Source organism: Mesorhizobium sp. RCAM 06353 (assembly GCF_059683585.1).
Map to the genome: position 1 here is coordinate 7076576 of NZ_CM185031.1, position 24205 is coordinate 7100780.

General features: G+C 61.1%; 27 protein-coding genes and 3 pseudogenes. 9 read left to right on the forward strand and 21 right to left on the reverse strand.

The genetic code is table 11. The features are described from left to right. Positions 1-463: 463 nt before the first annotated feature. The 4 genes from AC56QX_RS34200 to AC56QX_RS34215 form a co-directional block, all read right to left on the reverse strand. Positions 464-757, reverse strand: coding sequence for a hypothetical protein (locus tag AC56QX_RS34200; protein WP_497112937.1), 294 nt, complete (start codon positions 755-757; stop codon positions 464-466). A gap of 119 nt (positions 758-876) precedes the next feature. Then, positions 877-1041 carry a hypothetical protein gene (locus AC56QX_RS34205; RefSeq protein ID WP_497112938.1) on the reverse strand — a complete coding sequence of 55 codons (165 nt, stop codon included), beginning with the start codon at positions 1039-1041 and terminating at the stop codon, positions 877-879. Beyond that, positions 1041-1298 (reverse strand): hypothetical protein, encoded by a 258-nt coding sequence (locus AC56QX_RS34210; protein ID WP_497112939.1) that lies wholly within the window; start codon positions 1296-1298, stop codon positions 1041-1043. The genes AC56QX_RS34205 and AC56QX_RS34210 overlap by 1 nt, the downstream gene beginning before the upstream one ends. Then, complete coding sequence (locus AC56QX_RS34215) at positions 1295-1540, reverse strand: hypothetical protein (protein WP_497112940.1); 246 nt, start codon at positions 1538-1540, stop codon at positions 1295-1297. Before AC56QX_RS34215 ends, AC56QX_RS34210 begins: the two co-directional genes overlap by 4 nt. A gap of 124 nt (positions 1541-1664) precedes the next feature. On the opposite strand from AC56QX_RS34215, the gene AC56QX_RS34220 reads away from it, so the two are divergent. Continuing rightward, positions 1665-1802, forward strand: coding sequence for a hypothetical protein (locus AC56QX_RS34220; protein WP_497112941.1), 138 nt, complete (start codon positions 1665-1667; stop codon positions 1800-1802). 147 nt (positions 1803-1949) lie between these two features. Beyond that, positions 1950-2549: a sulfotransferase family protein gene (locus tag AC56QX_RS34225; RefSeq protein ID WP_497112942.1), complete on the forward strand. Its 600-nt coding sequence runs from the start codon at positions 1950-1952 to the stop codon at positions 2547-2549. A gap of 325 nt (positions 2550-2874) precedes the next feature. On the opposite strand, the gene AC56QX_RS34230 is transcribed toward AC56QX_RS34225, so the two are convergent. From AC56QX_RS34230 to AC56QX_RS34255, 6 genes and pseudogenes are all read right to left on the reverse strand, one after another. After that, positions 2875-3042: an FCD domain-containing protein gene (locus AC56QX_RS34230; RefSeq protein ID WP_497112943.1), complete on the reverse strand. Its 168-nt coding sequence runs from the start codon at positions 3040-3042 to the stop codon at positions 2875-2877. A 108-nt stretch (positions 3043-3150) separates the two neighbouring features. Further along, entirely contained in the window at positions 3151-3540 is a 390-nt protein-coding gene (locus tag AC56QX_RS34235) for a GntR family transcriptional regulator (protein WP_497112944.1), read from the reverse strand. Between the two features lie 55 nt (positions 3541-3595). Then, positions 3596-3923, reverse strand: a pseudogene (locus AC56QX_RS34240) (ATP-binding cassette domain-containing protein); the annotation flags it as partial. Between the two features lie 90 nt (positions 3924-4013). Continuing rightward, entirely contained in the window at positions 4014-5159 is a 1146-nt protein-coding gene (locus AC56QX_RS34245) for a Gfo/Idh/MocA family protein (RefSeq protein ID WP_497112945.1), read from the reverse strand. A gap of 60 nt (positions 5160-5219) precedes the next feature. Further along, a pseudogene (locus AC56QX_RS34250) lies at positions 5220-5431 on the reverse strand (DUF768 domain-containing protein). 212 nt (positions 5432-5643) lie between these two features. Beyond that, positions 5644-5844 carry a hypothetical protein gene (locus AC56QX_RS34255; protein WP_497112946.1) on the reverse strand — a complete coding sequence of 67 codons (201 nt, stop codon included), beginning with the start codon at positions 5842-5844 and terminating at the stop codon, positions 5644-5646. A gap of 221 nt (positions 5845-6065) precedes the next feature. Between AC56QX_RS34255 and AC56QX_RS34260 the strand changes: the two are divergent. Both AC56QX_RS34260 and AC56QX_RS34265 read left to right on the forward strand, forming a co-directional pair. Further along, positions 6066-6617, forward strand: a pseudogene (locus tag AC56QX_RS34260) (pentapeptide repeat-containing protein); the annotation flags it as partial. Between the two features lie 117 nt (positions 6618-6734). Then, positions 6735-7268 (forward strand): hypothetical protein, encoded by a 534-nt coding sequence (locus AC56QX_RS34265; RefSeq protein ID WP_497112947.1) that lies wholly within the window; start codon positions 6735-6737, stop codon positions 7266-7268. A gap of 387 nt (positions 7269-7655) precedes the next feature. Here the strand turns inward: AC56QX_RS34265 and AC56QX_RS34270 are convergent, their stop codons facing one another. After that, positions 7656-8519, reverse strand: a complete 864-nt coding sequence (locus tag AC56QX_RS34270) for an ATP-dependent DNA ligase (RefSeq protein ID WP_497112948.1) — start codon at positions 8517-8519, stop codon at positions 7656-7658. Between the two features lie 84 nt (positions 8520-8603). Between AC56QX_RS34270 and AC56QX_RS34275 the strand changes: the two genes are divergently transcribed. Continuing rightward, positions 8604-8978 carry a helix-turn-helix domain-containing protein gene (locus AC56QX_RS34275; protein WP_497112949.1) on the forward strand — a complete coding sequence of 125 codons (375 nt, stop codon included), beginning with the start codon at positions 8604-8606 and terminating at the stop codon, positions 8976-8978. Positions 8979-9281: 303 nt separating this feature from the next. Here the strand turns inward: AC56QX_RS34275 and AC56QX_RS34280 are convergent, their stop codons facing one another. Continuing rightward, positions 9282-9518 (reverse strand): hypothetical protein, encoded by a 237-nt coding sequence (locus AC56QX_RS34280; protein WP_497112950.1) that lies wholly within the window; start codon positions 9516-9518, stop codon positions 9282-9284. Positions 9519-10490: 972 nt separating this feature from the next. Continuing rightward, positions 10491-11447, reverse strand: a complete 957-nt coding sequence (locus AC56QX_RS34285) for a DUF3987 domain-containing protein (protein ID WP_497112951.1) — start codon at positions 11445-11447, stop codon at positions 10491-10493. 338 nt (positions 11448-11785) lie between these two features. Here AC56QX_RS34285 and AC56QX_RS34290 point away from each other — a divergent pair, with 338 nt between their 5' ends. Next, positions 11786-12082: a helix-turn-helix transcriptional regulator gene (locus AC56QX_RS34290; protein WP_497112952.1), complete on the forward strand. Its 297-nt coding sequence runs from the start codon at positions 11786-11788 to the stop codon at positions 12080-12082. Here the strand turns inward: AC56QX_RS34290 and AC56QX_RS34295 are convergent. From AC56QX_RS34295 to AC56QX_RS34320, 6 genes are all read right to left on the reverse strand, one after another. Continuing rightward, positions 12036-13292 (reverse strand): tyrosine-type recombinase/integrase, encoded by a 1257-nt coding sequence (locus AC56QX_RS34295; RefSeq protein ID WP_497112953.1) that lies wholly within the window; start codon positions 13290-13292, stop codon positions 12036-12038. The two genes, AC56QX_RS34290 and AC56QX_RS34295, sit on opposite strands and share 47 nt — an antisense overlap. A 294-nt stretch (positions 13293-13586) precedes the next feature. Next, positions 13587-15149 carry a glutamine-hydrolyzing GMP synthase gene (gene guaA, locus AC56QX_RS34300; protein ID WP_497112954.1) on the reverse strand — a complete coding sequence of 521 codons (1563 nt, stop codon included), beginning with the start codon at positions 15147-15149 and terminating at the stop codon, positions 13587-13589. Positions 15150-15204: 55 nt separating this feature from the next. Beyond that, positions 15205-15870, reverse strand: a complete 666-nt coding sequence (locus tag AC56QX_RS34305) for a 5'-methylthioadenosine/S-adenosylhomocysteine nucleosidase (protein WP_497112955.1) — start codon at positions 15868-15870, stop codon at positions 15205-15207. Further along, complete coding sequence (locus AC56QX_RS34310; RefSeq protein WP_023686843.1) at positions 15870-16328, reverse strand: PaaI family thioesterase; 459 nt, start codon at positions 16326-16328, stop codon at positions 15870-15872. The genes AC56QX_RS34305 and AC56QX_RS34310 overlap by 1 nt, the downstream gene beginning before the upstream one ends. A gap of 99 nt (positions 16329-16427) precedes the next feature. Next, positions 16428-16880 (reverse strand): TspO/MBR family protein, encoded by a 453-nt coding sequence (locus AC56QX_RS34315; RefSeq protein ID WP_497112956.1) that lies wholly within the window; start codon positions 16878-16880, stop codon positions 16428-16430. 73 nt (positions 16881-16953) lie between these two features. Beyond that, positions 16954-18243, reverse strand: a complete 1290-nt coding sequence (locus AC56QX_RS34320) for an RsmB/NOP family class I SAM-dependent RNA methyltransferase (RefSeq protein ID WP_497112957.1) — start codon at positions 18241-18243, stop codon at positions 16954-16956. A 301-nt stretch (positions 18244-18544) separates the two neighbouring features. On the opposite strand from AC56QX_RS34320, the gene AC56QX_RS34325 reads away from it, so the two are divergent. Then, on the forward strand, positions 18545-19222 hold the full coding sequence (locus tag AC56QX_RS34325) for an MIP family channel protein (protein WP_475452944.1): 678 nt from the start codon (positions 18545-18547) through the stop codon (positions 19220-19222). Between the two features lie 66 nt (positions 19223-19288). Here the strand turns inward: AC56QX_RS34325 and katG are convergent, their stop codons facing one another. Continuing rightward, positions 19289-21478, reverse strand: coding sequence for a catalase/peroxidase HPI (gene katG / locus AC56QX_RS34330; protein ID WP_497112958.1), 2190 nt, complete (start codon positions 21476-21478; stop codon positions 19289-19291). 164 nt (positions 21479-21642) lie between these two features. Here katG and AC56QX_RS34335 point away from each other — a divergent pair, with 164 nt between their 5' ends. Next, on the forward strand, positions 21643-22551 hold the full coding sequence (locus AC56QX_RS34335; RefSeq protein WP_497112959.1) for a hydrogen peroxide-inducible genes activator: 909 nt from the start codon (positions 21643-21645) through the stop codon (positions 22549-22551). Positions 22552-22635: 84 nt separating this feature from the next. Here AC56QX_RS34335 and AC56QX_RS34340 read toward each other — a convergent pair whose 3' ends face one another. Then, positions 22636-23160 (reverse strand): DUF8737 domain-containing protein, encoded by a 525-nt coding sequence (locus AC56QX_RS34340; RefSeq protein WP_497112960.1) that lies wholly within the window; start codon positions 23158-23160, stop codon positions 22636-22638. A gap of 99 nt (positions 23161-23259) precedes the next feature. On the opposite strand from AC56QX_RS34340, the gene AC56QX_RS34345 reads away from it, so the two are divergent. Next, the gene (locus tag AC56QX_RS34345) at positions 23260-24168 is read left to right on the forward strand and encodes a LysR family transcriptional regulator (RefSeq protein WP_497112961.1); all 909 of its coding nucleotides are present in this window, start codon (positions 23260-23262) and stop codon (positions 24166-24168) included. Positions 24169-24205: the final 37 nt, after the last annotated feature.

Sequence of the window (24205 nt, forward strand, 5' to 3'; positions counted from 1 at the left end):
ACTAACAAAACCCGTTCTGAAGGCATTCTATCGGACATTAGCAGTCCCTTAAATGAGACTGAGTGCCCAATGTCGCAGGGCACAAAGACGCACGGCATGCGCGCTACAGCCGTAGGGGAATGGCGGTCAAGTAGAGGTAATCACGCGGATGTGTTATGATTCGCGTCGTGGGCAAGAAGGCTAAGCAAAAGCGCAAGATCGAACCGCCAGCCGATAGCGAACGAGCTACCGAGGCTGAATACTATGCCCGCAAGTTCGGCCTCACCAGAGAGGAGGCCGCGAGGATGATCAAAGACGCTCGAACCATCACGCCTCTCTTTGAACCCCGTATGGCTAAGCGCTAGGCGGTCGCACCGGTGCTATTGTGTTCCACTGGATGGCTCCGACTTCCTTCCCGGTGACATCCCGCACGACGCTCCAATAGGCGGCATGCTTTTCCATTACCGAGCGCGCGGCGATGGTTTCAACAGCGCGCAGCTGTCTTGTCCATCTGGCCAGGGGCGGCGCCCTTCGCGTCGTCTGTCGCCTGACCAGGCGCCAAGGTCTGTGCACTGCCGGTCTGCTGGCCGGTGGCACAATCTTTTGCCGCATTCGGTTTCGATGTGCCGCCCGTTATGGTGGGGTCAAGCTTCATGCCGCCGGCCGCACCATAATTCGTTCTGATACCGTGTTTATGTTGAACGGGCGTGGCAGCTTGTGACAACGACAGGCCAGCCGACAAAGCGATTAGAATTGATGTTAACATAAGCCGTTGCATGATATTTCTCCCGGTTTGAGTGCGATCGCAATTAATCACGCTTGGGGTGTTGGTTTGCCCCTGCTGATTAAAGAACTATTAGAAACATCTAATGTTCCATTGCGTCGCCTGGCGGGCCTCTACCGCTTCTTCGGCTTCGGCGTGATCGTCTCGATCCGCACCTTGTCGCCGATCTCCTTGGCCATATCGAACGCTTTCTGCTTGTCCTTGGTGGTCAGCACTGTCCGCCAGGATGGCTTTTCGAACACGCTCACGATGTAGGTTGTTACAGGCTTGTCGGCCATCATCCACCTTTGGCTTTGCCGTAGGCGGTCGGGCTGGTGTCTGGGGTGTAAATTAGGCCGACATCATTCCCGTTGCATTTCTTGCAACGAAGCTTCGGCCGAATGTCCCATTCCATTGCTGGCGCATCTGGGCCGAATCGGTCGCGGGGCTTCACCAGGTCGAGCACTTGCTTATGATGGCAGGCCGGGTTGTGGCAGCGCGCCGTCACCTTCATCTTTTCATCGATCAGCGATTGATAGGTCCCGCCCTTGGTCAACCGCGAAACCTCTCGGTGTGCCAAACGATTTTGCCGCCGACCTTCATCGGCTTGTGAATGACCAGGCGCTTTGGCAGATGTTCAGGGTGAACCTCCAGAAGCGTGATCTTGATATTCGGCTTGCATCGACTGCAGTCGAACTTCAGGCGCAACGGGTCAACGCCGCCGCCATAGACCATCATCAGGTCGGCCGAGCGGCAGTAGAAGACGTTGCCACAGGTGCACTCCGCCTTCACAAGCATGTTGTGCCGGGTTGCCTTGCCCAGCGTGTCGATCGGTTCATGCGCCATGAGAACAGAAAAGGAACAAATTCCTTGAACGTCAAGGCCAGTTGTGGAATCTATTCGGCGTGGAAAGGGATCTCACATGCCACTGCGCTATGCCGTCGAGCCGTGTCCGAATGACGCGAAGGCTCTGCACTTGAAGCTCAACGAAGCGGCGGACAACGGCGGTCGCGTCGTCAATGTCATCTGGCAGCCGGAGCACGAAGTGGTCGACCGTTAACCGGCCAGCCCGCTATGCAGCGTTCGGGCAGAGCGAGTTCGGCGTATCGCTCGATATGCCGATTTGGTCTCTCAGGGTGAGCGCCAGTACCATCCTCCCTTCCCAACCTCTGCAATCTATGATCCGCTCCCGCCACGGGAGGATTGCATGGCATTATCTGTTATCGGGGCTGGGTTCGGCCGCACCGGCACGCACACTCTGAACCTGGCGCTTGAAATGCTCGGGTTCGGGCCGTGCCATCACATGGAGGACGTCAATTCTAATCCCGAGCACCGCGACCTGATCCGCGCCGCCGGGCGCGGCGAGCCGGTGGATTGGGACGTCGTCTATGCCGGTTACAAGTCGGCAGTTGACTGGCCGACGGCCTATTTCTGGCGCGAACTCGCCGAGTATTTCCCCGACGCCAAGCTCATTCTCACCGTTCGCAACCCCAAAGACTGGTACAGGAGCGCACGTGCCACGATCTTCAACACCATGGGCGAGACCTCCGACCCGCAAAGTTTTGGCCGGGCCGTCATAGAGACGAAGATTTTCGGCGGTCGTCTCGACGACGAAACCCATGCTATCGAAGTGCTCGAAGCCCACAACGCCGAAGTGATCTCGGCTTTCCCGCCGTCGCGCCTGCTGGTCTATCAGGTGGCCGACGGCTGGCCGAATCTGTGCGCCTTTCTCGGCGTTCCGATCCCGGACGAACCCTTCCCCCACAGCAACACCACTAACGAATTTCGAAGGCGCTACGCCAAATAAGCCCCGCACCGAGTTCGAGGCCGCAGCCCGGGTAAACGCGCGTACCAGCCTGTCCAGCAGGCTCCGATGCTTGTAACCAATAGAAGCGGGTGCACCAGCAAGGGAGAGTGGCCGCTGTTGGGCGCGAAAGTGCCATTGCGGCTAGCCGCTCGGATGTCCGCTTCTGGACGGCGGCCATGATAGGTTCAACGGCCAACATTGAGGCGCAAAGCGGTCATGTGTGCTTCTGCTGAAGAGAGCCCGACCCAAAGCGGATACCGAAATCTCATGCGAACCTCGCGGCGAAAGCAAACTCACAGGCAACGGGTGCGAATGGCCCTGTCAATCATGGTGGAAGACCTCCACCATGCGTGCCCACCACTCGCCTTCGCCGCGAGTCTTCGAGCGTGTTGCGGAGTGAAGTTGCCAAATGTTCACGCATGCATTGCGCTGCATGCGGGGCGTCTCCGGTCTGCATCGCTTCCAGGATCAGCCGGTGCTGGCGGATCGTCACCGCACCCAGACCGGGTTCGGGTACTGGCGAGATGCCGGCCGCGATCCATCTGCGCCTTGGAAATGTCGACGGCGCGCCACAGCATATGCAGTCCGTTCACCTCGGCGATCATACGATGGAAGGTGTCGTCCAGCCGGATCGCCTCGGCAAAATGACGACGCCAATGGCGAGTTCGTGCGCGGCGATGTTGTCGGCGAATGCTTCGGCGGCCGTCGTGGTCAAGCGACCCACCGCGCGTGAGGCGCTTTCCGCTTCCAGCGCCGTGCGAATCACGTAGGCTTCCTCGAGCGCCCTGCGGCTGATCGGCGCGATGAATGTGCCGTTCTGGGCAAAGACGTCGATCAGACCCTCGTCGCTGATGCGTTTAAGCGCCTCGCGCACGGGCGTGCGCGACACGCTGAGCCGGGCTGCGAGCGTCGCCTCGATGACAGCTTCTCCCGGCCGCATGCGGCCGCTGACGATCAGCCCGCGCACAACTTGGTAAACCTGTTCGCTCAACGCGACACCGCGTTTAAGACGTATGGCTTCGATATCTAACTTTTGGCATCCGGTGCCAGAAACCCTTCTTGATCTCCCGCCCAAGGAAAACGTTCTGCGCGGTCGTCAAGTTGTCGGCCAAGGCAAGGTCCTGGTAGACTACTTCGATGCCCTGGGCCCGCGCCTCGATGGGCTTGTGGAAATCGCAAACCTGATCGTCGACGAGCACCTTACCATCGTTTGGCGGGAAGTTGCCGGCGATCAGCTTCACCATCGTCGACTTGCCGGCTGTTGTCGCCCATCAGGCCCACAACCTCGCCCGACTCCACAGTAAAGCTGACATCCGTCAGGGCGCGGATTGCCCCGAAACTCTTCGAAACGCCACGGACTTCCAGAAGTGACACTTTTGTCTCCCTTTCCCGAGCGACTCGCGAAAATCGGTCCGAACGGCCTGTTCATCCGCGCTCTGACGGCAGCGGTTTACGCGACGACCCTTAGCCGACACCCTCCAGATTGACCGGCGCTGCAACCTCCTCGATGGTCTCCCACCGCCGCGACCGGGCGGACCGCAGCACCGCGTCCACCACGGCGTCGGCCGCAAGGCCGTCTCGAAAGTTGGGCACAACCTTCTCTCCAGTGCGAAGGCCGCGAAGGAAGTCGGCGACCTGATGTACGAATGTGTGGTCGTACCCGATCTGGAGGCCCGGCACCCACCAGGCCTTCATGTATGGATGGTCGCTGTCGGACACGTGAATCGTGCGCCAGCCGCGAAGGGCGCCTTCGTCATGGTGGCTGAAGTACTGAAGCCGGTGGAGGTCGTGCAAATCCCATGCGATCGAGCCGTGTTCGCCGTTCACTTCCAGCGTAAAAAGCGCCTTGTGGCCGCGCGCGAAGCGGGTCGCCTCGAAACTTGCGAGCGAGCCGTTGGCAAACCGGGCAAGGAAAAGGCCGGCGTCCTCCGCCGTGACGGCTTCACGCTTGCCGCTCAGCGCGTGCATGCGTTCACGGATGAAAACCTCGGTCATGCCGCACACCTCGGCAAACGGCCCGATGAGCCAAAGTGCCGCATCGATACAGTGGGCAAGCAGATCGCCCGTGACGCCGCTCCCTGAGCGGCTGGCGTCGAGCCGCCACGTACCCGGCCCCCCTTGTGGCAGATCCGCCGACATGGTCCAGTCCTGCAGGAACTTGAAGCGACTGTGGAAGATCTGGCCGAGCCGCCCTTCCTCGACCATCTGCTTGGCCAGCGCCAGCGCGGGCACCCGCCGGTAATTATACCAGACCATATTGGCGACGCCCGCACGCTCCACCACCTCGACCATGCGCCGCGCCTCGGCGAGCGTCGTTCCGAGCGGTTTTTCGCACGCCACCATCTTACCGGCTTTCGCGGCGGCCATCGCTATTTCGCCATGGGTGTCATTCGGACTGGCGATGTCGATAAGATCTATGTCGTCGCGCTCGACCAGTTTGCGCCAATCGGTTTCATGCGAGCCGAAACCCCATTGGGCGGCAAAATCCCGGGCCTTGGCTTCGTCGCGCGAGCAGACCGCCACCAATTCCGCGCCCGCTTCCTCGGGAAAAAAGCGCCGCACCTGATGATAGGCATTAGAATGGGTACGGCCCATGAAGCCGGTGCCCACGAGCCCAACCCTCAAGCCCCGGGTTGACGGCACGTCATTCTCCCAAAACTCCCACAGCCACTATCTTGACGCGTAATGCACAATTGCGTCAAGGATCGTGCGATAGAGGCTGTCGACCTCTTCGTCGATCTCGACCGCTTGATGCCCAGTGCCTTGGCGTTGGCGATCAGCTTGTGCGTGAGTTCGTCAACGGAGATGACATCTGCCTTCGTCGACTCAGGGACGTTATTGGCCAGCCATTGATCCAGGAAGTTGATCCCGCGTGTGGTCATGTAAACCAGCCGAATGTCACGCTGACCATCACCACCGCGGCCAGGATGGAAAGAGGCACCGCTAGGAAAAGCCCAACTTCCAGCAATCGGGTCTCTTTGTCACTGAACATTAGGTGCGCCTCATGCATGCTTGTCCAGTAGAAGCTGCGAACCCTGATTCGGTTCCGGTGCCCTCAGAGCCTCACCAGCGAGCGTTGTCTTCGGCCGCGGTCCTACGCCGCCGCATCGTCCGGCCCGCTCAGGCGCCTCCCGCTGCGCGCCAGAGCGGCCAACATGCGCTCTTCCGCGGGAAGCCGGTAGCGCAGCAACGCCGCTTCCTTCTCCCACTCTCGCTCCATGCGGTAGATCTCGGGCAACGGCTGCCAGTCCTTGGGCTTGTTACCACTTCGGCCGGCGGAAACCCCAGTGTTCAATCCCGACCAGATCCGAGCCGTCAAACCAGCGTGTCACGTTGAGTTTCGCGAAATGCAGCGCTCGTGCCCGGCCACCAAATCTTGTCGATGGCGCCGTCGGGTGGGCCTTCCTTCCACGGCGTCCATGCCTTGCATGGCCGCTCTACAAGTTCGTGATCCTGCATGGCTCGCGTTAGCCTGTCTCGTTTCGGGACGAAAAATGCTGGCACCGGATTTGCAGAAAAGGACAGGACCTGAGCGGGGCGAACCTGATCGGTGTTGATTTCACTTCGACAGACCTCAGGAACAGCAATCTCCTTGCCGCAAATTTTGAGAAGGCAACGCTTGTGCGTGCTTCCCTGGCCGACTCGACCGCCAAAGGCGCCCGGTTCGACAAAATCGAGGCCTACAGGACCGACTTCAGCCATATGGACGCGCCGGGCGCTGTGTTTACGAGCGCGGAAGTGCAGCGCTCGAATTTCCAGGACGCCAATCTGACCAATGTTGATTTCACAAAGGCGGAATTGGGGCGAGCGCAGTTCAATGACGCCGATATCAGCGGCAGCCGCTTTTCGTTTGCCAATCTCGCGCGGGCGGACTTCCGAGGAGCGAGGTTCACCGCGCCGATAGACTTTGACCGCGCTTTTCTCTTTCTGACCCGTATCGAGGGCCTCGATCTTTCCAATTCGGCGGGTCTATCCCAGTGGCAGCTCAACATGGCTTGCGGAGACGCCCGGACCGAGTTGCCTTCTGGCTTGACGAGGCCTGAACATTGGCCATGTAGCGAGCCATAGGCTCGGCGCCGTGTCGCTGCCGGGGCTGAGATCGTCAAGCGCGCCCTTGCGGTGGCGACGCTTGCGCGCGCCCCACAGTTGCGCAAGTATTAGAGCGTTGGTGGGGAGTAACCGGCGATGCTCAGAATATTTTCTGTGCTGGCTGCATTGGTAATTTCACAAGCCGAAGCGCAGTCAACTCGAACAGTTGAGACGTGCCGCCAGATAGAAAACGATGGTGAAAGACTGGCCTGCTATGACAGCGTGGCGTCTGCCAATGCAGCCACGACACAATCGTCACCCGTTATGCTATCGACCTCATTCTTCAACGTCATGGCAGTCGACACATACCGAGGAATAAACACTCCCCGGATTGAACTGCATGTGTCATTTGCGAACGCCTCCGATAAGCCAGTCACCGGGCTTTCGGTATTCATCACGATCAAGGATGCCTTTGTTGACAATGTCCTTGCAACGGACGCGAAGATGGACATAGCCATCGCGCCGCACACCCAGACATCAGCAACGCCGTACTTCTATTGGGAAGACAGCGAACTTATGCCCGACAACGCATATCGCAAGATGTATAATGCGGTCTGGACCAAAAAGGCCAAGGTCGAGGTGGCGGTGAAGAAGATCCTGTTTCAAGATGGGAGCGTCGAGTCTTACTGACCGCTGGGCCGCAGCTCTAGGTCTCTGGCTTGGCGCTTCCGAACGTTGACTTCCAGTCGCGGTTGCGCTTCGCGTTGAGGCCTTCGTAGTCTGGAACGCATGTGAAGAACACGGGGCGCCTGTCGCGGCCGGCGGCCTTGCAATGCAAGCAGATGAAAAGCCCGACAAGATCCTGATGCATTGAGCCATGACCCGGCCCGAGCCGGTCAATCAGCGCCTGAATATCGAGCTTGGTCGTCCTGCCGCACATCGGGTGCGCGCACATAGATGGTTTCGCGGGCGGCCCGGGTGTCGGAGAGGGTCTTGAGGGGCATGGCGATCTCTATTGAAGGGTCGCCGCAACGGGAGGATTATATTCCTGAGATCGATAGTGGCCGCAAGCGTCTTCTATTGTTTGTCCCGGAAATCCAGCAGCTCCGCGTGCCGCAGCTTATCCTCGCCCTTGAGGAACCGCACGCGACCAACGAGACCGGGCTTCAGCCATTCCGCCTTGTCGCTCTTGAGCCCTATAGGCGCCGGCCCGCCTACCTTACCTTGGACGCGGTCCCACAGGCGCTGGCGCATGTCGGCCTTGAAAGTGACGAAGGCGCCGCCGGCATAGCGGCCCTTGTCGGCCATCAGCACCATCGCAGGCTTGCCGGCTTCGCGCTGCACGCCGATGATGTCCATTTCCTTTTCGGCATAGCACTTGATCTTGCGCCAGTTCATCGTCGGCCCGCTAAGATAGGTGCTGTCCTTGCGCTTCGAGACCATGCCCTCCAGCCCTGCTTTCTCGACCAGGCGATAGACGGCGTCGCCGGTGCCAGGCATCGCCTTGCTAAACTGGATGCGGCCGACGAACGGGATCATCTCCTGTAGGATCTTGCGACGGCCGTCCACCGGCACGTTGCGCAAATCATGCCCGTTCAGGTGCAGGATATCGAATGCTACCAAATACAGGTCTCGCGACGGCTTACGCCTGGTCATGGCTAATTGCAGGGCGTGGAAGTCGGACAGGCCTGCCTCGTTGACGGTGATAGCCTCGCCATCGATGATGAAGCTTTGAGCCTCGATCGCCTCCGCCTCTTCGGCAAGATGGATATAGCGGGACGTCCAATCATAGCCGTTCTTGGTGATCAGCCGAATGCCATCTTCATCCTTGATAAGCTGGGTGCGGTAGCCATCGAACTTGATCTCATGCAGCCATTCATCGCCCTGTGGCGGCGTGTCGACCAGATCGGGTTCCATGGGCTTGATGAACTTGAGACGCATGCACTGACCTGCATAACTGCGAGTCAATTAGCTCGCCCTAAAATGTTCCGGAACATTTTAGCCATATTGGATGTTTCGAGTTCTATGGACAGCCGAAACCTACTCTCAGCGGATCAATCAAGGGCAGCACGAGCCCTACTGAACTGGTCGCGAGTGCGCCTTGCCGCAAAGGCTAATCTTAGCGAAATGACGATCCGCGATTTTGAGAACGGCTTTAGGAAACCGCGTCCCCATAATATCGCTGCAATACGCCAAGCGTTGGAGGACGTCGGAATTGTTTTCAACGTCGAAGGCGCTCCGTCGCTAGCCCGCCTTGAAGGTGATAGAGGTCTCACGACCGAGCGGACGCACGTTTTAGAGGCAGATCAAGCAGATAGGCCGTCGTTTCCCACGAACGACGGCCTCGCCCCGTGCCCAACACCCCCAGGAAAGCGCATGGCTCTCATTAGAGCGAGCTAAAGTTCGTGTCTATAAACTTAGACATAGTCAGAAAATTTGGCGTTGATTGAAAGCGAGTGCACCAAATCTCAGTAGGCAGATTGTCGACTCCGGTTTCGTCCACCTCCGCTTCCATCCGTTCGCCTACCGCCTTGATCTTGCCGCCACCGGCTACCGGCTCGCCCATCGAAGCCTTGCAGCCAAACGTCTGAGAGTTCCTGCCAGTACTCTGGCACGACCCTTTCCTTCCCGTCCTTGCGGACCTGTGAGCAGTACATCCACGCGTAGGTGATGCGCTCCTGGTCCTTTTTGGGAACGGCGATATTAGCCCCAGCGGCTGCTGTAGTATCTTCCTCCAGATCGATTTTGCATCGCTTCGAGAATGACCTGGAACACGCTGCCGACCTCCTCGGAAATATCCTGTCGAGATAGCCCCTGCCTTTCAGCCGCGGTCATCATCTGGTCGGCAAGATCGGTGATTGCAGACGGATCGTCGGTGAAGGCGTCCGGCAGATGCTCCGCGATCCATTCGTTGAGAAAATCGATCCCACGTCTGCTCATCTGCAATAAGTTCTATTGATGGCAAAGGTTCCGGCCGCGCCGCCTTACCTGCCCAACGACTGTTTGGACAAAGAAACTAATTCGGCCTCGTCCTTGATGCCGGCCGTGTAGTTGGCGATGATGCGTGAGGCGATGGCGGCTTCGTGCTTGGCGTGGAAGGTGACATCTCCTACGCGAACATCAAAGGCGAAGTATAGGAGCCGCCTGGCACGAGGTGCTGTGACGAGGCCGAAAGGGAGAGGCCGATCAGCGATGCCAACTCTCCAACCGTTTTTTCACCGTCTATCAAATGGACGACTGCCAAGAAACGGTAGCGATTACCGAGAACCGTGAGCCACCGTGCCACTTCAGCCGCTTGGTCGCGTACACCGAGGCGGTACGCCGGCCGGGGCCGCAATGCCGGATCCACCTTAATTACTGAGAGCCGCTTTCTAACGTAGTACGACACTACTACCGCCGACCTCTCGTTTCGTTGCCAGCGCGGACAGTGCGGGCCACTTGGAAAAGCCCGTCACTGCGCTGAAGAAAGCGATAGCTTCGTCATTTTGCAAAGTTTCGGACTTCATCGGATCCGGAGACACTAAATTCATGCACTGTCGCTTCACGCTCGTCGACGACGCGGTACCAATATGGCTGTAGGGTTCGGGGCGAGACCGGCCGGCCGGCGCAACGCGCTACGACAAAATCGTCGCCAACTTCCTCGGCTTCGTCAAGCTCGCAGCCATCATGCTCTGGCTCAAATGATTAAATTGTCACTACAGCCTAGCAACTTCGAAGTCTGGTTTCCCAAATCTACATGCAGGTATCTGCCTTGAAAGACAGGTGTTGGTTCATCGCCCACTCGATGCCGGCCCCAACCGAACAACCCCAACGCGTGTCGCTGTAGCCGCAGGTGGCACCACGCGCGCGGCGCCGAGATCGGCGGACTCCGCACGCGGTCCCCGCGGCGAGCCTCGCTTACGGTTACCGTCTTCATATCGCGCGCGAGGATCCAGTTTGCGACGGCAAGCACGATGTCTTGATCGTCTGCCAGGCCGACAACGTCGCGGTAAAATGCAAGAGCGTGCTGCAACAGATACCTATGAAGGAACTCGGCAACCCGCTGTGCTGTGCCCTCGTTAACGCGTGTGGGCAAATCGCTTTCAGTCGATTCAATGCAATGCCAAAGCATGCAGAGGCGTCCGAAGAGACCGTCGTATTTTCCGACATGCATTGCCAACTTGGCGTTGACCTTTCCCAGGCCCTTTGCAGCGCACGATTCCTCCTGCCGACGTCCACGAAGATAGCTTGAGCGCCCTCGTCAAAACGCAATTGGTGCTGGACAGGTATCGCCTTGCCTGTAGGCGGCCGAAGCGCATGGAGCCTCTCAATGAGCGCTTCGTACATTGGCACCACGGGCCCGGTCGGCTCGTCGCAGCCATCACCAGAAGGAGCGACCATGATGGGCGTGAAGCGCTGGATCAGCCCGTCGTCGTCCTTGCCCTGCATGATTGTACGAAGCGGCCCTGGCTGAATGCCGCCAATCATCGAGACGGACAGATTGGGAACCCAGATACTGCCGCGGGCTATACGGTCGACCGAATGGCTGCCACCATTGAACGCTCGTAGCCAGAACGCGCGCTCAGCACCCGCACCCTTGGCCGAAGAGTATTTCTCCATGGCGCCAAACCATCCTGTCAGTTCGTCACGATCGAGCAGCAGACCGTGGGGATTGTCCTTCAGGATTTCACCCACCTTTTCCGCGGTGGCGTCCGAGATGCGAATACGCTTCGCAATTGGCATTGGCGTGGCTTTCTGCGCCTCTCTGTCGAGCGCATTCCACTCCACCAACGCCTCACGATGTAGACGCTGATATCTGTCATCGATCGCGCGCAATGGTTTGGCCGCCGCATTGATTTGAGGGGTCTTCCCGGCGCTTGGCCCACCCATAATTTTCACCCACAGGCGCGCGGACTCGGCCCAGGGGGTTCGTGGATATCCCTGCGAACATCCGCCTTTGCGCGGTCAATCGGGTTAGCGAACGAATTCAGTGGCCGCACGGTATTGGCGGTATCCCTCTACCGCTACCGACCCCCGACCCGCGAAGGGATCCCCTTCAATAGATCACGAACGAGCCAGTCCTTCTTCCATTTCAGTGGAACCATTGGCGTAGGTGGACCTGTCCCTTCTACAGGCCGAAACCGCCGATGACACGATGCCGGGGCTGAAGCTCTGTTCTCATCGAACACAATCGTCTTCAATTTCGGACCACTGCTCAGGAGTACGAGATGACCCGATCGAATGAAGAACAATTGAAACGCACAATCCGCAGGCATCAACTACGCGAAATGGTGCCGCTTGCAGACAGTACGATTTATGAAATGGAACAGCGGGGCGAATTCCCGCGACGCTTCGCGTTGACCCCAAGATGCGTGGTCTGGGATCTGGGCGAGGTTCAAGCATGGCTCGCGGCACGCCGCTCAAAGCCAATTCTCCGCGCCCCGAAACCAGACCTAAAGCAGCGCAGAACTCGGCCGGTCAGAGAGCTGGATCAGGCTCCAGGATCGGCATCATCGGCGGGATGAGCGTCGGGACGTACTTCTTGCCACTGACCCAGGCATCGATGATGTCCGACCATTCCTGCATCATGTGGCGGCGCTGCATCTCGTATTCGGCCTTGTTGTAGACACCGCGCGACGAGCGCCCGTCCTCGTGAGCCAGACATTTTTCGATCCAATCGCTGTTGAAGCCAAGTTCGTTCAACAGGGTCGAGCCCGTCCGCCGTAGGTCATGAACCGTAAATGGCTCAAGGGGCAGCCCCTCGGTCTTCGCCCGTTCGACGACCGCGTAAGTGATCCGATTAAACGTGGCGCGCGACATCGGGGCGTCCGCTTCGTACCGTGAAGGAAGAAGGTATTTGGAATTTCCTGCACAGGTCTTTAGGGCGATCATGATGTCGAGCGCTTGGCGTGATAGATAGACGTTGTGCGCCTTCGACCGCTTCATCCGTTCCTTCGGGATCGTCCAGACTGCTTTTTCAAAATCGACCTCGTCCCATACCGCGTCTTGCAGCTCGCTCTTGCGCACCATGGTGAGCAGATAAAGCCGCATTCCCAAACGGATCGTGGGAAGTGTGGGAATATGCTCGAGCTGCTTCAGCATCACGCGAATTTCTGAGGGCGAAAGTGAGCGGTCCTTTGGAACGAACGTAGCAATCGATGCCGGCCCGACTTCATCAGCCGGATTGGCCACCTTCTCCCCGTGCAGGACCGCGAAACCGTAGATCTGCTTCAAGATGTCTCTTACGTGGATAGCGGTCGCCGGAGCACCACGTTCGACAATGCTACTGCAGTGGGCTCTCAGATCGTCCGGAGTGATTTCTGTCAGGAGGCGATTGCGCCAGACCGGAAGAAGCTCCCGCTCGAAGATCGAGCGCCGCATGGCACGCGTGCTGTCGGCCATCGGGGCGGCTGTGAGCCACTTCTCCCCGAACTCGCCAAAACTCTTAGCCTCTTTCAGGCGGCGCTTCGCGCGCTGCTTCTCGATGGCCGGCGATCGTCCTTCGCGAACAGCGCGCTTCGCGTCAAGGCACTTCTCTCGAGCCAAGGCGAGCGAGATTCCGTCCCGCCCATACCTGCCGAGATAGACCGTCTCGCGACGCCCGTTGAGCCTGTAATCCAGCCGAAACGAGATCGCCCCACTGGGCATGACGCGGACGTACATGCCGTCACGGTCAGCAATCTTGTAGATTTTCTGTTTTGGTTTCAGCGCCTTAAGGGCGGCATCCGTCAGCATGCCTACTGCCTCCTGAAAAAGTACCGTCAGTACAATTTTGAGGCTTCTCGGCAGAAAATTCCTTTTTTCTTCAATGCCTTATGGGGCAAAAAAGTACCGTCACTAGCCTCATTGACCGTGACGGTACTCAGAAAATTTCTTGTGGGCAATATGTATGCGACCCGTCAGTCGGTCCGTCACAGCCAATCTCTGCGTACCGATTGTCGCTGATTGTCTTTGGAGAGATTTATTTTTATTTTCAGTAGGTTACGTCGCAAACTGTCGTATTTTCGGCGGCGTCTGAGTGGGCCTGAATCATTCCCACTCGATTGTACCAGGCGGCTTCGACGTCACGTCGTAGACGACGCGGTTGATGCCGCGGACCTCGTTGATGATGCGCGTGGCGGCCGCACCCAGGAAGGCCATGTCGTAGTGGTAGAAGTCCGCCGTCATGCCGTCGACCGAGGTGACGGCGCGCAGCGCGCAGACGAATTCGTAGGTGCGGCCGTCGCCCATCACACCGACGGTTTGCACGGGCAATAGCACGGCGAAGGCCTGCCAGATGGCGTCGTAGAGGCCGGCCTTGCGTATCTCGTCGAGATAGATGGCATCGGCCTCGCGCAAGATTTCCAGCTTCTCGCGCGTGATGCCGCCCGGGCAGCGTATGGCGAGACCCGGTCCCGGGAACGGGTGGCGGCCGATGAAGCTTTCGGGCAGGCCAAGCTCCTTGCCGAGCGCCCGCACCTCGTCCTTGAACAGTTCGCGCAGCGGCTCGACGAGCTGCATGTTCATGCGCGCAGGCAGGCCGCCGACATTGTGGTGCGACTTGATGGTCACCGACGGGCCGCCGGTGAAGGAGACGCTCTCGATAACGTCGGGATAGAGCGTGCCTTGCGCCAGGAAATCGGCGCCGCCGAGTTTCTTGGCCTCGTCCTCGAACACTTCGATGAACAGCCGGCCGATGGTCTTGCGCTTCTTCTCCGGGTCAACCTCGCCTTCCAGCGCCGAGATGAATTTTTCGGAGGCATCGACCAAGATCAGCGGCAGATTGTAGTGCTGGCGGAACATCGCCACCACACCGGCCGCCTCGTCCTTGCGCATCAGGCCATGGTCGACAAGGATACAGGTCAGTTGGTCGCCGACCGCCTCATGGATCAAGAGCGCGGCGACCGAAGAATCCACGCCGCCCGACAGCGCGCAGATGACCTTGCCCTTGCCGACCTGTTTACGGATCGCCTCGACCGCGTGTTCGCGGTAGGCGCGCATCGTCCAATCGCCTTCGATGCCGGCGATGTTGTGGACGAAGTTCCTGAGCAGCCTGGCGCCGTCCGGCGTGTGCACCACTTCCGGGTGGAACATGATGCCGTACATCTTGCGCTCGACATTGCCGAAGATGGCGAAGGGCGAGCTTTCCGACTTGCCGAACACCTGAAAACCCGGCGGCAAGGCGATGACGCGGTCGCCATGGCTCATCCACACTTGATGCCGCTGGCCGGTCGCCCACAGGCCCTCGAACAGCGGGCTGTCCTTCTCGATCTCGACGAAGGCGCGGCCGAATTCGCGATGGTTGGAGCTTTCGGCGACACCGCCCATCTGCACGCACATGGCCATCTGGCCGTAGCAGATGCCAAGCACCGGCACGCCGGCGTCGAAAACGATCTGCGGCGCGCGCGGGCTGCCGATGTCGGACGTCGAGGCCGGGCCACCCGAGAGGATGACCGCTTTCGGATTGATGCGCTTGAACGCGGCTTCTGCCGACTGGAACGGCACGATCTCGGAAAACACGCCTGCCTCGCGGATGCGGCGGGCGATGAGCTGCGTAAACTGGCTGCCGAAATCGACAATCAGGACGGTGTCGGGATGATTGGCTGTTTTCATGGCGAGCGTTTAGAGAAAGAAATGAGTCGGCGCAATGGGTTGCGTAGGCTGACTTTCAGACGGGTCTCGTCTCGGCACGGGGTGAATCCGCCCGGAGCAGACCCGAGCCGATCGCCTGTTCGAGGCGCATGACGGCGTCGGCCAGCTTCTCGTCGATGACGTGCAGATATTCCGTCCAGTCGCCGACATGCCGCAAATCCGCTGCGCCGTCGGAAATGCCGCGCAGCCCGATCAGGGGCACATCGAACAGCTGGCAGGCGCGCAGGCAGGCGAAGGTTTCCATGTCGACCATATCGGCCGCGATCGCATCATAGGCGGCGCCGGTGATGACGGCGCCGCCGGTCGACAGCGTGGCTTGCTTGATTTCAGGAATCCGGAACGGCAGCGGCACGGTTGCCGGCAGGTCGAGGAACGGCGTCGCGCCTTTTTCGAAACCCAGCGACGAGGCGTCGATGTCGCGATAGCTGACGGAGACGGCCTGATAGATTTCCGTCTGTTCCAGGGTCCGGCTGCCGGCTGAGCCGAGCGATACGATGAGGTCCGGCAAGGCCTTCTCGGATTTCAGCCAGGACAGTTCGGCGCCAAGCCGGACACCGGCTTCGACCGGACCGACGCCTGTCATCAGCGGCGTGAACAGTTTTTGCAGATGCGGGCCGTATTCGGCCTTCGCCGCCATGACAAAGAGGACGTCCTTGCCACCAATTCGCGTAACGTTGGCCATCAGCCCGCAATCCCGTCGCGGCCCACCACCGTCATCATCGTGCCGGTCATGGTGGCGATCAGCTTGGCCTCGCCGTCGGCGGCAAAGGCATAGGCCTGGCCGTCGGCAACGATGATGGTGCGGCCGGGCTTGGTCACCGAGCCACGGAACAGGAAACGTTCGCCCCTGCCCGGCGCCAGGAGGTTGACCTTGAACTCGATGGTCAGCACGCCGGAATTCTCCGGCATCAGCGAGAACGCCGCGTAGCCGCAGGCCGAGTCCAGCGCGGTTGAAATGACGCCAGCGTGGAGAAAACCATGCTGCTGGGTCAAGGCGGCCGAATAGGGCATCTCGATCTCAATGATGCCGGGCGTCACCAATGTCAGTTCGGCGCCGATCGTCGCCATCGCCTGCTGGCGGGCGAAGGATGCCCTGACGCGGTCCTCATAGTCCGGAGCCGGTACGATCTTTGCTGCCATCGCTGATGCCTTCAGTTTTGCCGGGAAAGCTTATCGCAGAGGCACGAGCGGCAGGCAAATGCTTTTGCTGCACTGCAACAAAACGACGATGCGAGCGTCCTAGTTCAACCACAGAAGCGAGGCGTTGAGCAGAGTGGCGAACGCCACCCAGGCCACGTAAGGCACAAACAGCCATCCGGACAGCCGGTCGCGGTTCCAGGCGCTGGCGATGAACAGCAAGATGCTCGCGAGAAGAAGCACAATGACGATCAAGGCAGGTCCCATCATCTTGGCGCCGAAAAAGGTTGGCGACCACGCGAAATTCAGGGCGAGCTGGATGCCCCAGACCTTCATCGCTGTTCCCTTGGGTTCTCGCACCCAGGTCCGCCAGCCAGCCACGGCGATAAGCACATAGAGCAGTGTCCAGGCAGGCCCAAAGACCCAGTTGGGTGGATTGAAGGGCGGCTTGACCAGCGATGCGTACCAGGCGCCCGGCAAGGTCGCGTAACCGATCACCAGGCCTCCACCCAGCACCAGGACAATGAAAAGCAGAAGCGACAGGCATCTATGCAAGAATTCCACCCCGTGGCGGCCCGACGCCGCGCATCTGCAACTGGGGCGGCATCGTCAGCTTTCAACGGCAGCGTCAATTCGTCCGGCGCATGGCGCAGAAGTAAAACCCGTCAGTCCCGCTCAGCGCCGGGGACAGGGAAATATCGCCGCCAGCGCCGATCCGCGCGGCTGCCTCGTGGCCTGGAAAACGATTGTCCCAGAGCGCACGGTGATCGACCGGGGCAAAGCCTTTGTTGCGCTCGCGGAACGCCGCGATCTGCTCGCCATTCTCCTCGTCGAACACCGAACAGGTGATGTAGACCAGCAGGCCGCCGGGTTTGACATACACCTTGGCGACATCGAGGATCGCCGACTGCTCGCCCTTGCGGGCGTCGAGCTGCCTTTGCGTCAGCCGCCACTTGGCGTCGGGACGGCGCCGCCAGGTGCCGCTGCCGGTGCAGGGCGCATCGACCAGCACGATGTCCATATGATTGGCGAGGGGGCTGAGTTCAGCCGGCTTGGTGACGACCTGGACATTGCGGTTTTCCGAGCGGCGGATGCGGTCGAAGATCGGCGCCAGCCGCGCCTTCTCGGCATCATGGGCGAAGATCTGGCCGCGGTTGTCCATTGCAGCCGACAGCGCCAGCGTCTTGCCGCCGGCGCCGGCGCAGAAGTCGAGCACCTGCATGCCGGCCTCGGCACCGGCAAGTGTTGCCGCGATTTGCGAACCCTCGTCCTGGACCTCGAACCAGCCTTTCTGAAAGGCGGGCTCGGACTGCACGTTCGGATGTCTGCCGTCGCCGTCGATGGGCGGAATGCGGATGCCGAGCGGCGCGATCCGCGCGGCCTGCGCCCCGGTGTCGGCCAGTTCCTTGAGGACCTTGGCGCGATCGGCCTGCAGCGTGTTGACCCGGATGTCGAGCGGCGGGCGGGTCGCCAGCGCCGCGCCCTCGCCGACCCATGTCTCGCCAAAAGCCCGTTCGAAAAGCGGTTCGCACCAATCGGGGATGTCGGCCCGCACCGCGGGCGGCGCGTCGGCAAGCCGGCGACCGGCGATCGTCTGCAACTCGGTGGCGCTGAGCAGCGGCGGCGCGAACTTGTCGCCGTCGAGCGCGTCGTTGAGCGACTGCGCCGTCTGCCCCCATTCGAGCAGCAAGGCGCCGAAGCCGATGGCGCGCGGCGTGTCTTCGCCGAGCAGCCAGCCAGCGGAACGCTTGTGGCGCAGCGCGTCGTAGACGATGTTGCCGATCGCCGCGCGGTCACCGCCGCCGGCGAAGCGGTGCGACAGGCCCCAATCCTTCAGCGCATCGGCCACCGGCCGGTGACGCCGGCCAATGTCCTCCAGCACTTCGATGGCCGCAGCCAGCCGTCCGCCCAGTCGCATTCATCATTCCATCAAATCGAAATCTATCGCCTGCTCTTAGAGCCTTTCGCGTCCGGATTGAACCCCGCTCCATCTGCGACGAAGAGCCCGCCTGAAATCTGTCCGATCGATAGATATCCCCGGCCGGCAACAGCAGATCGATCAATAGATGATAGGTCTCTAATGTTCGTAACTGGCGACCGCAAGCACGGCCTGTGGCGCAACCGCTCTGCTTTCCAAGTTTTTGCGTTGGGAATACTCTTCAGACCATGATTCGCGGCGCGAGAAACGCGAACCGGCGGGTCGCTACGAGGAGAGGGCAATGAAAACTTATCTGGCGGAAGTTCTAGGCACATTTTTGTTGGTGTTCATCGGCACGGCGTCGGTGGTGACGGGTGGCTTCGGCGGCGCGCTACCGCTCGGCCAGGAAGGCATCGGTCTGGCATTCGGCATCGGCCTCATCGCCGCGGCCTATGCGATCGGCCCGATTTCGGGTGCGCATCTCAATCCGGCGGTGACGCTCGGCGTCTTCCTCGCCGGCCGGCTGCCAGCCAAGGACGTCATCCCCTATTGGATCGCGCAGATCATCGGCGCCATCCTGGCTTCGCTGGCACTGTGGATCATCGTTTCCGGCCAGACCGGCGGCCACACCACCGGCTTCGGCGCCAATGGCTGGGACGAGACGAAATGGGGCATGAGCTCGGCGTTCCTGTGGGAGCTGATCGGCACCTTCACCTTCGTCACGGTGATCCTCGGCGTTACCGCCGAAAAGCACTCGACGGCGTTTGCCGGGCTGGTCATCGGCCTGACGCTGGCCGGCATTCACTTCGCCATGATCCCGGTCACCGGCACCTCGGTCAATCCGGCCCGCTCCATCGGCCCGGCGCTGTTCACCGGCGGTGCCGCACTCAGCCAGCTCTGGCTGTTCATCGTCGCACCGCTGATCGGCGGCGCCATTGCCGGCGTCGTCGCCAAGGCACGCGTCTTCGAGAAGGATTGATCTCGAAAGCCTGAATGAAAAAGGCGCGGGCCACGACCCGCGCCTTTTTTCATCCTCAAGCTCGGATCAGCCGGCGATGTCGAAGCGGTCGGCGTTCATCACCTTGGTCCAGGCCACGACGAAGTCTTTCGCAAACTTCGCCTTGGCGTCCGCCGTCGCATAGACTTCGGCGAGCGCGCGCAACTGCGAATGCGAACCGAAGATCAGGTCGGCGCGGGTGCCGGTCCACTTGACTTCGCCGGTCTTGCGGTCGCGGCCTTCGAACACGTCCTTGGCGTCGGACGTCGCCTTCCATTCCGTGCCCATGTCGAGCAGGTTGACGAAGAAGTCGTTGCTCAGCGTTTCCGGCTGCTTGGTGAAGACGCCGTGCTTGGACTGCCCGGCATTGGCGCCAAGAACGCGCAGGCCGCCGACGAGGACGGTCAATTCCGGCGCTGTCAGCGTCAGCAACTGCGCCCGGTCGACCAGCGCTTCCTCTACCGTCTGGCGCTGCTTGCCGCTGACATAGTTGCGGAAGCCGTCAATCGTCGGCTCCAGCGGCGCGAAGGAGTGGATGTCGGTCTGCTCCTGCGAGGCATCCATGCGGCCCGGCCAGAACGGAACGTCGACGCTGTGGCCCGCGGCCTTCTCGATGGCCGCATTGCCGCCGAGGACGATCAGGTCGGCAAGCGAGACTTTCTTGCTGCCGGTCTGCGCAGCGTTGAAGTCCTTGGCGATGGCTTCGAGCTTGTCGAGCACCTTGGCGAGTTCGGCCGGCTGGTTGACGGCCCAGTCCTTCTGGGGGCTGAGGCGGATGCGCGCGCCATTGGCGCCGCCGCGCTTGTCGGAGCCACGGAAGGTCGAGGCCGACGCCCACGCCGTGGAGACCAGCTGCGACACCGACAGGCCGGAGGCCAGGATCTTGGCCTTGAGGGCCGCCGCATCCTGCTCGTCGATCAGCACATGATCGACGGCCGGGATGATGTCCTGCCAGGGCAACTCTTCCTTCGGGACCAACGGGCCGAGATAGCGCACGACCGGGCCCATGTCGCGGTGGGTCAGCTTGTACCAGGCGCGGGCGAAGGCGTCGGCGAACTGATCCGGATTCTCATGGAAGCGGCGCGAGATCGTCTCGTAGGAAGGATCGAAGCGCAGGGCCAGATCGCTGGTCAGCATTGCGGGCGCATGGCGCTTGGCCGGATTGTGCGCGTCCGGCACGGTGCCGGCGCCGGCGCCGCCCTTCGGCGTCCACTGGTGGGCGCCGGCCGGGCTCTTGGTCAATTCCCAATCGAAGCCGAACAGGTTGTCGAAGAAGTCGTTGCTCCACTTGGTTGGCGTCGTCGTCCAGATCACCTCCAGGCCGCTGCCGATGGCGTCGCCGCCCTTGCCGGTGCCGAACTTGTTGGCCCAGCCGAGGCCCTGTTGTTCGATGTCGGCGCCTTCCGGCTCCACACCGACCAGCGTTGCGTCGCCGGCACCATGGGTCTTGCCGAATGTGTGGCCGCCGGCGATGAGCGCTACGGTCTCTTCGTCGTTCATCGCCATACGGGCGAAAGTGTCCCTGATATCGCGCGCCGAAGCCAGCGGATCAGGCTTGCCGTTCGGCCCTTCCGGGTTGACGTAGATCAGGCCCATCTGCACGGCGCCGAGGGGATTCTGCAGGTCGCGGTCGCCGCTGTAGCGCTCGTCGGCCAGCCACTTGCCTTCAGGACCCCAGTAGACGTCCTGCTCGGGCTCCCAGACGTCGGCGCGGCCGCCGGCGAAACCAAAGGTCTTGAAGCCCATCGATTCCAGCGCGACGTTGCCGGTGAGGATCAGAAGGTCGGCCCAGGAGATCTTGCGGCCATATTTCTGCTTGATCGGCCACAGCAGGCGGCGGGCCTTGTCGAGGTTGACGTTATCAGGCCAGCTGTTGAGCGGCGCGAAACGCTGCTGGCCGGCCCCGGCGCCGCCGCGACCGTCGGCGATGCGGTAGGTGCCGGCGCTGTGCCAAGCCATGCGGATGAACAGCGGGCCGTAATGGCCGAAATCGGCCGGCCACCATTCCTGCGAATCCGTCATCAGCGCATGCAAATCCTTGATGACGGCGTCGAGGTCGAGGCTTTTGAATTCCTCGGCATAGTCGAACGCCTCGCCCATCGGGTCGGACAGGGATGACTGCTGATGCAGGATCTGGACATTCAGCTGGTTCGGCCACCAGTCACGGTTGGTCCGGCCGGCGGATCCATGCGCCACAGGGCATTTGCCCGCGCTGTTGTCGTCGGTTTTCGCGTCCATCTTACTGCTCCGATTTTGCCGAGGTTTGATTTTTTGCCAGGATTGGTTTCGCCCAAGATTTCGGGGCCGGCCAACGACCGCACCAATCTGGAATGGTTCCAGACTAGGCCGCATTTCTGATAAAAACAAATTGCCTTTCCTGTTCATTTCGATAGGATTTTCTTATGATCGGATTGACAGTTCGCCAGATGCATTATTTCGACGCGCTGGCGCAGACGCTGCATTTCGGGCGTGCGGCCAAACTTGCCGGTGTCAGCCAGCCGGCGCTGTCCTCGCAGATCGCCGAAATGGAGCAGCGGCTGAACTGCCGGCTGTTCGAACGCGGCGGCAAGTCGGTCCGCATGACCGACGAGGCGGTCGTGCTGTTGCCGCGCATCGAGCGTATCCTGGCCGACATACGCGATGTCGAAACGACGGCCCGGCGCGGCCGAACGGCCATGGAGGGGCGCTTCCGGCTGGGCATCATCCCAACCGTCGCGCCCTATCTCCTGCCGCGCGCTTTGCCCGAACTGAAGAAGCACTTTCCAGCCTTGCTGCTCGAATTGCGCGAGGCAGTGACCGCCTCGCTGGTCGAGGACATCGCATCGCGAAAGCTCGACGCTTTTATCGCCGCGCTTCCGCTCGATCATCCCGGCCTGGTCACCGAGGCGCTGTTCCCCGACCGGTTCTTTCTCGCCGTGCCGGCTGGCGATCCGGCCTTCGCCTCGCCGCCGGTACCGCCCGAGAGCCCGGCGCTGGAACGACTGATGCTTCTGGAAGAAGGCCATTGCCTACGCGAACAGGCGCTCGCCGTCTGCGGCAATGTGCGGCCGGTGGCGATGGCAAGCTACGGCGCCACCAGTCTGACCACGCTGTTGCAGATGGTGGCGCACGGGCTCGGCGTCACACTGATCCCCGAAATGGCCACGGGGCCCGCCGGCACCATCCCCGATCTCAAGATCGTGCCGTTCCAGGAACCGATGCCGCAACGCATGATCTGCCTTGCCTGGCGGCGCAACAATGCCAGGCATGGGGAGTGCGTGGAACTGGCGAAGATCATCCGCAGCCTCGGCACCGCGGTGTTTGCCGCCTGAAGCCAGGCGTCAGAGAACCCGGGACAGGAATTCGCGGGTTCGTGGCGATTTCGGGTTGGCGATCATCTCGCGCTCCCAGACAAGCTAGGAAGCGGTCGCATCACCTGTGACGGCGCGCGTCGTTTTCTGGTGCGGTCGTAGCAGAAAATAGAATGCAGCGATGTGCGTGATCATCAGCAACGGTACGTAGATGACGGGAATCGCGTAAGCGGCGCCCAGTAGGCCCGCATGGGCAGGAAGGTCGGCTTGGATGGCGTGGTAGTAGTCGATGATGAGTTCGATCGTGCCGACGAGATTGAAGGCGACGATGAAGAACCAAAACAGCGGGCTTATCCTCACCGTGAGCAGCGCCAGCATGGCCAGCACCCCGGTTGCGAAGTCGCCATAGGCGGCAAAGGTGGCGAAGCTTGCGGGCAGATCGGGGCTGACGACGCCCGGAAGGATGAAGACGAGCCCGAAGAAGCGGAAGCTGTGCAGTGTGGCGATGGCGCGTTGCGCCGCGAGCCGGTCCATCGAGCTCAGCCACGGCAGGCCATAGGCGCCCAAGCAAAGCAGCCATGCGACGTAGCCTAGAACGAGATGGGTCTGGAACAGTATTTCCGTCGGCATTTGGCCTCCTGTCGGCAGCTGGCGCGCGGCCCCCTGGCTTTAGTCGATTACCTAAACCCGCTTCCATAGTTCGACTAGCCGCTGTAATCACAACAACCTATGAAGCACAGCTACACAGTCCGGCATGGAGCCCTGGAGGGCGTCGAGGTGTTCCTGGCTGTCGCCAGGCGCCGTAACTTCCGCCGCGCCGCCGCAGATCTCGGCGTGACGCCATCCGCCGTGAGCCAAGCGGTGCGCACGCTAGAGGCCCGCATGGGTGCGGCGCTGTTTGTCCGCACGACGCGCAGTGTCGGTTTGACCGAGGCCGGTCAGCGGTTCCTCGACCGTGCCGGCCCTGCCTTCGAGGAGATCGTCGCCGCCGGCGAGGCCGCGAGGGCTGTCGGCCAGCGGCCGACCGGTCTGCTGCGCCTGTCGGTGCCGCGCGCCGTCGTGCCGTTGATCCTGGAGCCGGTGATCGCGTCTTTCTGCCAGGCCTATCCCGAAGTTGAACTGGAGATCGCCGCGAGCGACGAGATGGTCGATCTGGCGCGTGGCGGGTTCGATGCCGGCATTCGCCTCGGCCAGTTCATTGCCACCGACATGGTCGCGGTGCGGCTGACCCCTTCGTTCCGGTTCGTGGTCGTCGGCAGTCCCGACTATCTCGAGCGCCACGGCCACCCCAAGCGTGTCGACGATCTGCGCCACCACGCCTGCCTGCGCTTGCGCCGTTCGAACGGCGCCATCGCGCCTTGGACGTTCGTCGACGGCAACGAGGCGATCGAGGCGATGGTCTCAGGCCCGCTGATCGCACATGACTATCCGACCCTGGTCGGGGCCGCGATGCGGGGGATCGGGCTGGCGCAGATCCCTCGGCCCGTCGCCGAAGGTCCGATAGGCCAGGGAAAACTCGAGCCCGTGCTGGACACCATCGCGGCGACGACACCGGGCGTGTTCCTCTATCATCCCGGCAGGCGCCAGATCCTGCCGAAACTGCGCGCCTTCATCGACCACCTCAAATCCGGGGTCTGAGGTAGCGAAGGATGTCCCCCTTGGTGCTTCGCTTGCA